The organism is Terrabacter koreensis, from assembly GCF_054783315.1.
In genome coordinates, this window is record NZ_BAAGQU010000005.1 from 53,061 (window position 1) to 65,128 (window position 12,068).

Below are 12,068 nucleotides of genomic sequence, written 5' to 3' on the forward strand. Positions count from 1 at the left end.
GCCGGTGCCGGGCGGGCGGCCTCAGAAGTGCATGAACATGCGGCCGCCGCCCAGCGCGCCCAGGCAGCTGAAGAGCAGGGCCGAGCCCGGCCAGATGGCGGCGGCGACGAGACACCACGTCTTGGCGGCGCGCGCGGCCTTCTCCGCGCCGATCCAGTCGCCCTGCGCCCAGCGCGGCTTCACCTGGAGCGACTTGACCACCGCGACGATGCCGAGCGGCATGAAGCAGAAGATCGCGCACACGACCGCCCAGCCGAAGTAGGTCGTCGGGGGAGGCCCGACGCGCGGCGGCCCTGCCCAGGGCGGCGTGACGGCATACGGCAGGGGCGGCGCCGGCGGGACGGCAGGCGGCACGGGGTCAGCGCCCGTCGACGGACCGCTCGCCTGCGGCAGCGGGGTCGTGGACGAGCCCGGGGTCGTGGGCGAGCCCGGGGTCGCCGGCCCGTCGAGCTGCGGGAGCCAGGCCGACCAGGAGTCCTGCGACGGGTCCGGGGCGTCCGGGTCGCGCTCCCGGTCGCGGTCGTGCTCGTTCATCAGATGATGTTCGGCTCGCCGTCGGCCGAGAGCTGCTTGCCGGCACGCTGCCACTCGAGCATGCCGCCCTCGACGTTGGCGACGTCGTAGCCCTGGTGGACGAGCCACTGGACGGCGCGAGCCGAGCGGCCGCCCATGCGGCAGACGACGCCGACGGTGTCGTCGGTCTCGGGCAGCTCGTGCAGACGGCTCGGCAGCTCACCGAGCGGGATGTGGATGGCGTTGGGGGCGTGGCCCGCGGCCCACTCGTCGTCCTCACGGACGTCGACGAGGACGGCGTCGTCGGGCAGCGCGGAGACAGTGGTCGTGGGAATGCTCATGTCCTTATCGTGACACGGAGTCCGGGAGGAACATCCGGGAGGAACATCACGCGCGGCGCGAGGCGAGGGTGTTGAGCACCGCGGCCGCCTCTGCGGCGTCGTCGACGGTGACGACGACGGGCGGCTCGCCGATGCGCTCGACGACGAGGGCCTCGCCGGACCGCGTGACGAAGCCACGGGTGCCGTCCTTGCCGATGCGCCAGCCGTACCCGCCGAACTCACGCAGCGGCGACACCGTGCCGGTGCGGGCCTCGGCGACCCGATCGAGCGGCACACGGCTCCACGTGAGGAAGAGGCTCGTGACGCGCAGCCCCTCGGCGTCGACGACGACCCGCGCCGAACCGGTGAGCACGAGCAGCGCGACGATGCCGACGGCGAGAAGGAGCAGCCACGGCATCCCGAGGACGGCGACGACGAGCAGCGGCGTGACCGCGAGGAGCACGACGAGCAGGATGCCGACGTCGGGCAGTGCCGCGTGCCCCGTCCAGGCGACGCGGGTGGTGTCGGGCACGTCGAGCCGCACCGCACCGGCGGGCACGGATCGCGGCGTGCCGTCGAGGGCGGGGGGCCTCAGGCGTCCCCAGCGCCAGAGCCCGACGCCCACGACGGCGGCCAGCACGAGGGTGGGGAGGAGCCAGCTCACCGGGAAGGCCTGTGCCACCTCACCGGGTCGCTGCGACGTGAGGCTGCCGAAGAGCAGGCCGCCGAGGAAGACGGCGACCGCTCCGCCGAAACCGGCGAGCGGGCCGCGCGCGCTCGGGTGCCACGCCGCGCCGATGACGACGAAGACCAGCGGGAGCAGCGCCGTCATCACCGACGCGGTGACCGCGGCCTCGGTCAGCGACGCGAAACGGTCGGGTCGGCCGCTCGTGCCCCAGTGCACGGCGACGCGCTCGGGCAGACGGTCGCGCACGGCATACGTGAGCAGGAGGCCGGCGACGGTGAGCACCGGCCCGACGAGGGCGCTCGCGACGAGGGCGTGGGTCGGTCGCCGGTCGGCGCCGGCGGAGGCGCTCGTGGCGGCTGGCGTGGTCATCGCTGGAACTCGCTCTCGATCAGTCGGGTGAGGTCGGTGGGGGTGGTGCCGGTGAGGCGGGCCTCCGCGACGAGATCGGCGACGAGGGAGCGCAGCCGCGCGTCGCCGGCGGGATCGGTGGCCGTGACGACGGCGCCCCGCCCGCGGCGCAGGTCGATGAGGCCCTCGTCGCGCAGCGTCTGGTACGCGCGGAGCACGGTGTGGAGATTGACGTCGAGCACGCCCGCGACCTCCTTCGCGGAGGGCAGCCGGTCGCCGCGCTCGAGCCGCCCGTCCGCCATCTCACGGCGCACGCACGCCGCGACCTGGACGTGCAGAGGCGTGCTCGACGTCGGGTCCACCTGCCACAACATAATTTGATTATCACTAGAACTATGCCGTGTTTGCAAGCCACTAGGGTGAGCGGGTGAAGATCCTGTCGATCCAGTCCCACATCGCCTACGGCCACGCCGGCAACTCGGCCGCGGTCTTCCCGCTGCAGCGGCTCGGCCACGAGGTCTACCCCGTGCTCACGGTGACCTTCAGCAACCACACGGGCTACGGCTCGACGCGGGGGCCGCTCATCGCGCCGGCCGACGTCGCCGCGGTCATCGACGGCGTCGAGGAGCGCGGCGCCTTCCCCACCATCGACGCCGTGCTCTCGGGCTACCAGGGCGCCGAGTCGGTCGGCGAGGTCGTGCTCGACGCCGTCGCCCGCGTCAAGGAGGCCAACCCGGCCGCCGTCTACTGCTGCGACCCCGTCATGGGTGACGTCGGCCGCGGCTTCTTCGTGCGCGAGGGCATCCCCGAGTACATGCGCGACCACGTCGTGCCGAAGGCCGACATCGTCACGCCCAACCAGTTCGAGCTCGAGTTCCTCGTCGGTCGCGAGGTGACGACACAGGACGACCTCGTCGCGGCCGCGCGCGAGCTCGTCGCCCGCGGGCCGCGCGTCGTGCTCGTCACCTCGGCGCTGACGTCCGACACTCCCGAGGGCTCGATCCAGATGGCCTGCGTGACCGCCGACGACGCGTGGCTCGTGACGACGCCGATGCTGCCGATGACGGTGCGCGGTGGCGGCGACGTGACCGCCGCGGTCTTCCTCGCGCACTTCCTCACCGACGGGCCCGAGGTGGCGCTGAGCCGCACGGCGGCCACCATGTTCGCCGTCCTCGAGCGCACCCACGCCAGCGGCTCGGACGAGATGCTGCTCGTCGCCGAGCAGGACGCCATCGCCGCTCCCGACGAAGTCTTCGAAATCTCGGCGATCAGTTGACCTCGACGCCCCGGTGGGCGTTATAGTCGCAACGCGCCGTTCCGCATGACCACCCCTGACCGTGCGGAACGGCGCTTTTTCATGCCCGAATTCGCTTGAATCCGAATCAAGTCACTTCGGTTCCCGGTCAGTCGGTGGGCGGCCCGACCAGGGCCCGCGACGCGCCGATGACGCTCTCTGCGGATGTCTCGGGTGAGGCGTAGAGAGACGTATAGCCTCCGATCGTGGACCCGATCACGAACCCGTACGCCCCGGGCGCGGGCCAGCGCCCGCCCGAGCTCGCCGGACGTGACGAGCAGCTGCGCACCTTCGACGTCGTGCTCGAGCGCATCGCCCGCGGCCGGTCCGAGCGGTCGATCGTGCTGACCGGCCTGCGCGGCGTCGGCAAGACGGTGCTCCTCAACGCGCTGCGCTCCTCGGCCGTGCGCGCCGACTGGGGCACCGGCAAGTTCGAGGCCCGCCCCGACCAGCGGCTGCGCCGACCGCTCGCCGCCGCCGCCCACCAGGCCGTGCGCGAGCTGGGTCACCCGCGCACTGACGACGTCGACCAGGTGCTCGGCATCATCAAGGCCTTCGCGCTGCGCGAGTCGCCGAACGGGGCGAAGCTGCGCGACCGGTGGCAGCCCGGCATCGACGTGCCGGCCGTCTCGGGTCGCGCGGACTCCGGCGACGTCGAGATCGACCTGGTCGAGCTCTTCACCGACATCGGCGGCCTCGCCGCCGACGTCGGCAAGGGCGTCGCCTTCTTCATCGACGAGATGCAGGACCTCGACCCCGAGGACGTCTCGGCCCTCTGCGCCGCGTGCCACGAGATCTCGCAGTCGGGTCTGCCGGTCATCGTCGTCGGGGCGGGACTGCCGCACCTCCCGGCCGTGTTGTCGGCGTCGAAGTCATACTCCGAGAGGCTCTTCCGCTACTCGCGCATCGACCGACTGCCGCGCGACGCGGCCGACCACGCCCTCGTCGGTCCCGCCTCCGAGGAGGGCTGTGACTTCACTCCCGAGGCCCTCGACGAGATGTATGCCGTCACCGCCGGCTACCCCTACTTCATCCAGGCCTACGGCAAGGTCGTGTGGGACGTCGCCCCGTCGTCACCGGTGACGGCGCAGGACATCCGCGTCGCCGTGCCCGAGGCCGAGTCGGAGCTCGCCGTGGGCTTCTTCGGCTCGCGCTTCGAGCGGGCCACGCCGGCGGAGCGCGAGTACCTTCGAGCCATGGCCGACGCCGCGATCGTGAATCCGTCACAGGAACAAGCGGATTCGCGGGGTGACGGTGGGGCGGAACCGGGCGCGGCATACGACCGCGACGGGGTGCAGGAGCGCGAGGCGGTGCCGACCTCGGCAGTCGCCGACGTGCTCGGCCGCAAGCCCCAGTCGCTCTCGCCGGCCCGTGACGCCCTCATCAAGAAGGGCCTCATCTACTCCGGCGAGCGCGGCCTCATCGCGTTCACGGTCCCGCACTTCGGGCGCTACCTGCGCACCCAGGGAGTGTGACCCCGATGCAGCTGAAGCTGGAGCTGATCCCGCTGCCGGTCTCGGACGTGGACCGGGCCATCGAGTTCTACGAGGGCACGCTCGGGTTCACCAAGGACGTCGACGTGAGTCCTGCCGACGGGGTGCGGGTCGTGCAGCTGACGCCTCCCGGCTCGGGGTGCTCGGTCGGCTTCGGCACGGGCCTCGACGTGTATGCCGGCGAGCCGGGCAGCATCCGGGGCCTGCACCTCGTCGTCGAGGACATCGAGGAGGCGCGCGCCGAACTGGTCGGCCGCGGCGTGGAGGTCGGCGACATCCACGACTTCGGCGGTGGCGTGCGCGGCGCCGAGTTCGCCGACCCCGACGGCAACGGCTTCGAGCTGCAGGAGATGGCCTGGCGCAGGGGCGCCGACTACTAGTGGCGGTCCCGGTCATCCGCACGGAACGGCTGCTGCTGCGCGGGTGGACGCCGGACGACCGAGCGCCGTTCGCCGAGCTCAACGCCGACCCGGAGGTGATGGGGCACTTCCCGGCACCGCTCACGCGCGCCGAGTCGGACGCGTTCGTGGACCGGATCGAGCAGCACTTCGAGGAGCATGGCTTCGGTCTCTGGGTGGTGGAGGTCGGCGGGGAGTTCGCCGGCTACACCGGCCTGTCGATCCCCCGGTTCCGCGCGGACTGGATGGAGGCGCGGGAGCAGCCGGTCGTCGAGATCGGTTGGCGTCTGGCGAGATCCGTGTGGGGCATCGGCTATGCCACCGAGGCGGCACGGGCGTGCGCGCGGTTCGCCTTCGACGACCTCGGTCGGTCCGAGATCGTCTCGTTCACGGTCGTGGGCAACGCGCGGTCCCGCGCGGTGATGGAGCGCCTCGGGATGCGTGAGATCGCCGAGTACGACCACCCGGTCGCCGGCGGCGTCTCGATGCCGTCAGTCTGCTACCTGCTGGCCTGCCCGCCCGACGTCAGCCGATGAGCTCCTGGAGCAGCTCGACGGCGCGGCAGGCGGCGCTGTTGCCGGCGGGGTCGCGCACGACGGCCGCGATGTGCCGCACCGGGGTGGGGGCGGTGAGGGGCAGCACGCGCACCTCGGGCGGGATGATGCGTGCGGCGAGCTGGGGCACGGCGGTGATGCCGACGCCCGCCTTGACGAACGCGATCGCGGTGATGTGGTCCTGGGCCTGCACCGCGAAGCGGGGCAGGAACCCGGCGGACTCGCACGCGGCCGCGAAGATGCGCGAGCACGTCGTGTGGGGGAGGTCGTTGCGGATCCAGGTGTCGGCGGCGAGCTGCGCGAGGTTCACCTCGTCCTCGTCGGCGAGCGGATGGTCGGCGGGCAGGATCACGACGTAGGGGTCGACCGCGAGCGGCACCCGCTTCGAACCGGCCGGGTCCTGGGCGCCGGGGGTGTCGATGACGAGGTCGAGGTCGAGCGTCGCGCCGGCGTACTCGGGGATCTCGGTGAGCACGAGCTCGAGCGTGAGGTCGGGCATCTCGGTGGTGAGGCGGCGGGCCAGGGTCGGCATCCACTCGGCCCCGGCCGAGGCGAAGTAGCCGATCGTCAGCAGCCCGGACCGGCCCTCGCGCAGGTCCTCGACGACGCGGTCGAGCCGGCTCAGCTCGCCCATGAGGTCGTTGGTGTTGGCGACGAGCGAGCGCGCCGCGGCGGTGGGGCTCAGGCCGCGGCCCTCACGCTCGAAGAGGGTCAGCCCGGTCTCCTTCTGCAGCGCGGAGATCTGCTGGCTGATGGCCGACGGGGTGTAGCCGAGGTTGTCGGCGGCGGCCTGGATGGAGCCGCTGGCCATGACCGAGCGGAACACCCGGATGCGGTGCGTGTCGAGCATGGACACATTCTACAGTCAGCCTTAAGGGTTGTGAAGTAAACATCGCTTGTGCTGAATAGTGCAAGGTTGGATCATAGAGGCATGACGACACGCACCCTCTCCCTCGGTTCCCTCCGCTCCTTCGCCTCCGCCGCCCGCCGCGGGCACCTCGCCGGCAGCTCCTGGCTCGCCGTCGACCGCGACCTCGACCGCGTTGCCGGCGACCTGCTCGCCGTCGCGCACGCCGACCCCGAGCGGCTCTCCGCTCCCGCCGTCGCGGCCCCCGTCGCGCCCGTGGACCTCTCCGCCCGACGCGCCCGCTCGGCCGCCGGAATCTCCGTGCCGCGCGACCACGCGCCCCACGCACAGGCCAGCTGACCGCGTACGCGAGTCGTCGCACACACCGCGAACGGCCGGTCGGGCACGAGCCCGGCCGGCCGTTCTGCACGTCCGGCGCCGGTGGGCGCCGCGAGCGAGCGAATCAGAGGTGGTGGAGCAGGAACGCAACCTCGTCGGTGACCACGCGGTCGAGGTGCTCGGGCGAGAAGCACCCGAAGTGGTCCATCGGGTAGCTGAGCAACTGTCCCTGCGGCGCCGCGGCGGCGGTCCGCTCGATCGGCGCCAGGGGCACCATGCCGTCCTGCTCGCCGACCTGGAGCAGGACGGGCACCGTGATGTCCTTCGCGCGGCGGACCGGGCGGTACCGGAACATCCCGAACACGGACGAGCTGTTGACCTCGTTGAGCCAGTCGGTGCCCGCGGTCAGCTGCTCGAAGCCGCGCACCGCCTCCGGGGCGGCGTTCGCGGCGAGCGTGCCTGGAGGGCCGGCGACCGGCACCGTGACGGGGCGTCGCGTGAGCACCTCCCTGAACGCGCGCCAGAGACCCCGCGCCACGACGCCGGGCGGCGCAGGGCGCAGGTTGAACGCGACCCCGTCGGCCACCGGGACGAGTGACACCACGGCCGCGACGCGTGGGTCGTCTGCGGCAGTCACGAGGGCGTGGCCGCCGCCGAACGACATGCCCCAGAGACCGATTCGGGCGGGGTCCACCCCGTCGAGGCCGCGCGCGTGGGCGACGGCGGCCCGCCAGTCCTCGAGCTGCTCACGCAGCGAGAACCACCGCCGCGGCTGGCCGCCGCTGTCGCCCCAGTGGCGGTAGTCGAAGGCCAGCGCGGACATGCCTGCGGAGACGAAGCGCTCTGCGTAGGCCGGTATGCCGTCGCCACGCGTCAGCGTGCCCCCGGGACCCATGACCACGCAGGCGAACGGCCCGGCGTCGCGATCCGGCCGGTAGAAGGTCGCCGCGCACTGCACTCCGCCGGACACGAACGGAACCTCGAGCCGTTCCATCCCTCGAGGCTAGTGACGATCGGTCGGCCCGTGCGCCGGTTTCGCTGCGCCGGGCAGGACGAGACGCCGGATCGACCGTCGGCAGCACCGGACCGGCACGCCCGAGTTCGCAACCTCGTGGTCCGGACGGCATGCTCGGGGCATGCCAGCGCCCCTCGACGTCCTGCTCGCCGTCACCGGCCTGGCGCTCCTCGTGCTCGCCCTGCGCACCTCCCGTGCCGAGCCGCGGCGCTGGCGCAGCGGAGTCCTGCTGGCCGGATCCCTCTGGGCGGCAAGCGTGCTCGTCGTCGACTTGCTCACCCCACTGGGGGCCCTGACGGCCGTGCTGGCCCTGCCGTGGCTCGCTGCCGCGGTGCTCGGGCTCCTCTTCGTGGGCAGCGCCGCCTCCGCGGCAGTGCGCGACGGCGCCAGCCTCGTGGGGTCGCTGGCGCTGCTCCTCGGCCTCGCGATGGTGGCGGCGACCGTCCTCGCGGCGGTCGCCACGGTCGGCGGTAGTCCGTGGCCGCCGGCCGCCACGGTGGTCCTGCTGCTGCCGGGCTACCCCGGGCTCACCTTCCTCAGCTACCTGTTCTACTGCCTCCTCCAGCGGCGCGCCGAGCCTCGCCCGGCGCCCCTCGCCGTCGTCGTGCTCGGCTCGGGACTCGTCGAGGGGACCGTGCCGACGCTGCTGGCCAACCGGCTGGACGCGGCGGTCGAGGTCTGGCGGGCCGAGCGGGGTGCCGGGCGCGAGCCGCTCGTCGTCCCGAGCGGCGGCCAGGGCGACGACGAGCCGATGGCCGAGGGCGTGGCGATGTCGGCCTACCTCGTCGCGCACGGCCTGCCCACCGACGCGGTCGCCACCGAGGACCGGGCGACGACGACGGAGGAGAACCTGCTGCTGTCACGCGAGATCCTGCGCGCCCGCGGCCTCGACGGCGACGGGCACCTCCGCGTCGTGACGAGCAGCTTCCACGTCGGTCGCTCGGCCCTCATCACCCGCCGGCTCGGGATCGACGCCGATGTCACCGGCGCACCGGCGGCCTGGCACTTCGTGCCGAGCGCGTTCCTGCGGGAGTTCCTCGCCGCCGTCACCTACCGCCCGCGCACCAACGTGGCCGGCCTTCTCCTGTGGGCCCTTTCGACCGCCCTCCTTGCGTATGCCGTCGGGCCGGGCTGAGCACCCCCGCCCGGCACCGCCGAGTCACCCCGTGGCGGAGTCGCCGACGTCCTTGGTGAGGTCGTCGCGAAGCACCCGTTTGAGCAGCTTGCCGCTCTGGTTGCGGGGAAGGCCGTCGACGAAGTGGACGGCCTTGGGCAGCTTGAACGGGGCCAGCGACCCGCGCGCGTGCTGGACGAGCTCCGCCTCGCTCACCGTGTGGCCCTCGCGCAGCACGACGACCGCCGTGACGGCCTCGACCCACCGCTCGTGCGGCGTCGCGATGACGGCCACCTCGGCCACGGCCGGGTGCGTGTAGAGCGCGTCCTCGACCTCGCGCGAGGCGACCATGACGCCACCGGTGTTGATGACGTCCTTGATGCGGTCGACGACGGTGAGGTGGCCCTCCTCGTCGCGGGTCACGAGGTCGCCGGAGTGGAACCAGCCGTCACGGAAGGCCTCGTCGGTGGCGTCCGGCTTGTTCCAGTAGCCGGTGCACAGCTGGGGTGAGCGGTAGAGCAGCTCGCCCGGCTCGCCGGCCGACACGTCGACGCCCTCGGGGTCGACGACTCGCGCCTCGACGAACAGCACCGTGCGCCCGCAGGCCTCGGGTCGGGCGGCGTGCTCCTCGGGCCGCAGCACGGTCGCGAGCGGGCCGATCTCCGACTGCCCGAAACAGTTCCAGAAGCCGAGGTCGGGCAGTCTCTGCTGCAGACGGTCACGCACGGGCACCGGCATGATCGAAGCGCCGTAGTACGCCTTGTGCAGCGAGCCGAGGTCGGCCGTGTCGAGCGCCGGGTGGTTCGACAGCGGCACCCACACGGTCGGGGCGAGGAAGAGCGACCCGATGCGCTGCGAGGCGACCTTCTCGAGAATCGTGGGCACGTCGGGCCGCGTGAGCAGGTGGTTCGTCGCGCCCACCGCGAGGTAGGGCAGGAGGAAGACGTGCATCTGGGCCGAGTGGTAGAGCGGCATCGAGTGCAGCGGTGCGTCGCCCTCGCGCAGGTCGAGCCCGACGATGCACGACACGTACTCGTGCACGAGCGCGCGGTGGGTCATCATCGCGCCCTTGGGCTGCGACGTCGTGCCGGACGTGTAGAGCAGCTGCACGAGGTCGGTGTCCGACCGCTCGACCTCGAGAGCCGGCACGTCGCCGTCGCTCCAGAGCGGCAGCACCGCGCCGTCGGCGCCGTGGAGCAGCAGCACCTGCTCGAGCGACGTGCCCTCGCGCACTGCCTCGACCGCCTCGCGCAGCGCGACGTCGACGAGCGCCACCCGGGCGCCGGAGTCGCCGAGCAGGTAGGTGAGCTCGCGGCCGGTCAGGGCGTAGTTGACCGGCACGTGCACGAGCCCCGCGCGGGCGCAGCCGAGGAAGGCGAGCAGGTACGCGTCGGAGTTGAGTCCCACCGTCGCCACCCGGTCGCCCGCGGCGAGCCCGAGACCCAGCAGGTGCGCTGCCGCGCGGGTGACCGCGTCGTCGAGGGCGGCATACGTCCACGTGCGGTCCTCGAAGACGAGGGCCGTGCGGTCGGGGTGGCGCGCCGCACTGCGTCGCACGACGTCGTCGACGGTGCTCGACGTGGGGCTCGACGTGGTGCTCGAGAAGGTGGCGTTCACTCGGTGTCTCCGTTCGGGGCGGCGAAGGCGGTGATGAGGGCGTCGGCGTCGGGGGTGGCCGAGAGGCGCGCGATGGTGGCGGCCTCGTCGGCGAGCTGGGCGGCATACGGCCGCTCGGGCGCGAGGCGCAGCAGCCGGGCCGCCTCGCCGACGGCCTCACGCGGCAGCGCGGCGATGCCGGCGACGACCTCGCCGGCGCGGGCCTCGAGGTCGTCGAGGTCGACCACCTCGGTCACCAGGCCCCAGTCGAGCGCCGTCGCGGCATCGAGGGTCGCCCCGGAGAGGAGGAAGAGCGCCGCCCGGCGGGCACCGACCGCCGCGGGCAGCAGGGCGCTCACGCCGCAGTCGGGCGACAGGCCCACCGACGGATAGGCCGCCACGAAGGTCGCGTGCTCGGCCGCGACGACGACGTCGGCCGCGAGGAGCAGTCCGATGCCGGCACCGGCCGCGGTGCCCTGGACGACCGCGACGACGGGGACCGGCAGGGCCCGCAGCGCGACGAGGGCGTCGTGCAGCACCCCGGCGAGCTCCGCGACGAACGCCGGTCGGTCGGCCGCGGCCGCCATGGCCCGCACGTCGCCGCCCACGCAGAAGAGCCGCCCCTCGGCGCGCACCACGACGACGTCGATGTCGCGGACGGTCCGGGCGATCTCGGTGACCGCGTCACGCAGCGCGGTGGCGGCCGGCAGGTCGAGGGCGTTCCCGGTGTCGGGACGGCCGAGCCGGATGGTGGCCACGCCGTCCGACACCGACAGGGGCGGCAGCGTCGTCACCCGGTCATCCTGCCCCGCCGCGGTTCCCGGGACCAGAGTCCGTCCTGCGGAGATGGGGAGCGCCGCGCCGAAACATGGGGAGCCGCACCCGATGTGACACCCCTTGCCCGAGCCGCACCCTGAGGGGGCGTCGACAAGCCGTCGGCGTCCCAGCACAGAGAGAAGGACAGATCCTCATGAAGCGGTTCCTCATCGAGCGCGAGATCCCCGGAGCCTCCACGCTCACGATGACCGACCTGTGCGAGATCGCTCGCACGTCCAACGCCGCCGTCGACTCGCTCGGTGTCCCCTACACCTGGGTCACGAGCTACGTCGCCGGCGACAAGATCTACTGCGTCCACGAGGCGGAGGACGCCGAGACGATCCTCGAGCACGCCCGCCGCGGTGGCTTCCCGGCCAACCTCGTCGCCGAGGTGACCAACGAGTTCGGCCCGCACACAGCGGAGTACGTCGCAGCCTGACCGGCGCGACGCGAGAGCGGAGAGGGGGGATGACCATGAACGACACCCAGATGTACGCGTTGCTCCACGAGCTGGAGCGGCGCCGGTCCGGTGGGGCCTGGGAGACGACGCGACAGAGACGCGACCGTCACCGGGGGCTGCAACGGAGCGCTCGGGAGATCTCGCTCGAGGTGCGCCGGCAGCGGCGCCACGGCGAGGCCGCCTGACCAGCGGGGGCGGGAGGCAGGGGGAGCCTCCCGCCCCCGACGTCGTGGCTGCGTGCGGCCGGCGGAAAGGGCGTGCCACGGGCGCCGG

16 protein-coding genes are annotated in these 12,068 nt (G+C 72.9%); 8 read left to right on the forward strand and 8 right to left on the reverse strand.

The window, feature by feature from the left end; genetic code table 11:
- Window positions 1-21: 21 nt before the first annotated feature.
- Genes ACYVNR_RS12510 through ACYVNR_RS12525 form a run of 4 tightly spaced genes read right to left on the reverse strand, consistent with a single transcriptional unit; the run spans window position 22 to window position 2,243 of the window.
- Window positions 22-534: a CD225/dispanin family protein gene (locus tag ACYVNR_RS12510; RefSeq protein ID WP_461048343.1), complete on the reverse strand. Its 513-nt coding sequence runs from the start codon at window positions 532-534 to the stop codon at window positions 22-24.
- Window positions 534-854 carry a rhodanese-like domain-containing protein gene (locus ACYVNR_RS12515; RefSeq protein ID WP_045192871.1) on the reverse strand — a complete coding sequence of 107 codons (321 nt, stop codon included), beginning with the start codon at window positions 852-854 and terminating at the stop codon, window positions 534-536. The genes ACYVNR_RS12510 and ACYVNR_RS12515 overlap by 1 nt, the downstream gene beginning before the upstream one ends.
- A 46-nt stretch (window positions 855-900) precedes the next feature.
- Window positions 901-1,890: a DUF1648 domain-containing protein gene (locus ACYVNR_RS12520; RefSeq protein ID WP_461048344.1), complete on the reverse strand. Its 990-nt coding sequence runs from the start codon at window positions 1,888-1,890 to the stop codon at window positions 901-903.
- Window positions 1,887-2,243, reverse strand: a complete 357-nt coding sequence (locus tag ACYVNR_RS12525; RefSeq protein WP_045192873.1) for a GntR family transcriptional regulator — start codon at window positions 2,241-2,243, stop codon at window positions 1,887-1,889. The genes ACYVNR_RS12520 and ACYVNR_RS12525 overlap by 4 nt, the downstream gene beginning before the upstream one ends.
- Before the next feature lie 53 nt (window positions 2,244-2,296).
- On the opposite strand from ACYVNR_RS12525, the gene pdxY reads away from it, so the two are divergent.
- The 4 genes from pdxY (at window position 2,297) to ACYVNR_RS12545 (ending at window position 5,590) form a co-directional block, all read left to right on the forward strand.
- Window positions 2,297-3,145, forward strand: coding sequence for a pyridoxal kinase PdxY (gene pdxY, locus ACYVNR_RS12530; protein WP_461048345.1), 849 nt, complete (start codon window positions 2,297-2,299; stop codon window positions 3,143-3,145).
- 224 nt (window positions 3,146-3,369) lie between these two features.
- On the forward strand, window positions 3,370-4,638 hold the full coding sequence (locus ACYVNR_RS12535) for an ATP-binding protein (protein ID WP_461048346.1): 1,269 nt from the start codon (window positions 3,370-3,372) through the stop codon (window positions 4,636-4,638).
- A gap of 5 nt (window positions 4,639-4,643) precedes the next feature.
- On the forward strand, window positions 4,644-5,036 hold the full coding sequence (locus tag ACYVNR_RS12540; RefSeq protein WP_461048347.1) for a VOC family protein: 393 nt from the start codon (window positions 4,644-4,646) through the stop codon (window positions 5,034-5,036).
- The gene (locus ACYVNR_RS12545) at window positions 5,036-5,590 is read left to right on the forward strand and encodes a GNAT family N-acetyltransferase (RefSeq protein ID WP_461048348.1); all 555 of its coding nucleotides are present in this window, start codon (window positions 5,036-5,038) and stop codon (window positions 5,588-5,590) included. The genes ACYVNR_RS12540 and ACYVNR_RS12545 overlap by 1 nt, the downstream gene beginning before the upstream one ends.
- On the opposite strand, the gene ACYVNR_RS12550 is transcribed toward ACYVNR_RS12545, so the two are convergent.
- On the reverse strand, window positions 5,580-6,458 hold the full coding sequence (locus ACYVNR_RS12550; protein WP_045192877.1) for a LysR family transcriptional regulator: 879 nt from the start codon (window positions 6,456-6,458) through the stop codon (window positions 5,580-5,582). The genes ACYVNR_RS12545 and ACYVNR_RS12550 overlap by 11 nt on opposite strands.
- 81 nt (window positions 6,459-6,539) lie before the next feature.
- Here ACYVNR_RS12550 and ACYVNR_RS12555 point away from each other — a divergent pair, with 81 nt between their 5' ends.
- Window positions 6,540-6,815, forward strand: a complete 276-nt coding sequence (locus ACYVNR_RS12555) for a hypothetical protein (RefSeq protein WP_461048349.1) — start codon at window positions 6,540-6,542, stop codon at window positions 6,813-6,815.
- A 103-nt stretch (window positions 6,816-6,918) separates the two neighbouring features.
- Here ACYVNR_RS12555 and ACYVNR_RS12560 read toward each other — a convergent pair whose 3' ends face one another.
- On the reverse strand, window positions 6,919-7,788 hold the full coding sequence (locus ACYVNR_RS12560) for an alpha/beta hydrolase (protein ID WP_458798857.1): 870 nt from the start codon (window positions 7,786-7,788) through the stop codon (window positions 6,919-6,921).
- 142 nt (window positions 7,789-7,930) lie between these two features.
- Between ACYVNR_RS12560 and ACYVNR_RS12565 the strand changes: the two genes are divergently transcribed.
- Window positions 7,931-8,944, forward strand: a complete 1,014-nt coding sequence (locus ACYVNR_RS12565; protein WP_461048350.1) for a YdcF family protein — start codon at window positions 7,931-7,933, stop codon at window positions 8,942-8,944.
- A gap of 24 nt (window positions 8,945-8,968) precedes the next feature.
- On the opposite strand, the gene ACYVNR_RS12570 is transcribed toward ACYVNR_RS12565, so the two are convergent.
- Both ACYVNR_RS12570 and ACYVNR_RS12575 read right to left on the reverse strand, forming a co-directional pair.
- On the reverse strand, window positions 8,969-10,540 hold the full coding sequence (locus ACYVNR_RS12570) for a fatty acyl-CoA synthetase (RefSeq protein WP_461048351.1): 1,572 nt from the start codon (window positions 10,538-10,540) through the stop codon (window positions 8,969-8,971).
- Window positions 10,537-11,313: an enoyl-CoA hydratase/isomerase family protein gene (locus ACYVNR_RS12575; RefSeq protein WP_461048352.1), complete on the reverse strand. Its 777-nt coding sequence runs from the start codon at window positions 11,311-11,313 to the stop codon at window positions 10,537-10,539. The genes ACYVNR_RS12570 and ACYVNR_RS12575 overlap by 4 nt, the downstream gene beginning before the upstream one ends.
- A 176-nt stretch (window positions 11,314-11,489) precedes the next feature.
- Here ACYVNR_RS12575 and ACYVNR_RS12580 point away from each other — a divergent pair, with 176 nt between their 5' ends.
- Window positions 11,490-11,774, forward strand: coding sequence for a DUF4242 domain-containing protein (locus tag ACYVNR_RS12580; protein ID WP_045192881.1), 285 nt, complete (start codon window positions 11,490-11,492; stop codon window positions 11,772-11,774).
- A gap of 35 nt (window positions 11,775-11,809) precedes the next feature.
- On the forward strand, window positions 11,810-11,980 hold the full coding sequence (locus ACYVNR_RS12585) for a hypothetical protein (protein WP_458798853.1): 171 nt from the start codon (window positions 11,810-11,812) through the stop codon (window positions 11,978-11,980).
- Window positions 11,981-12,068: the final 88 nt, after the last annotated feature.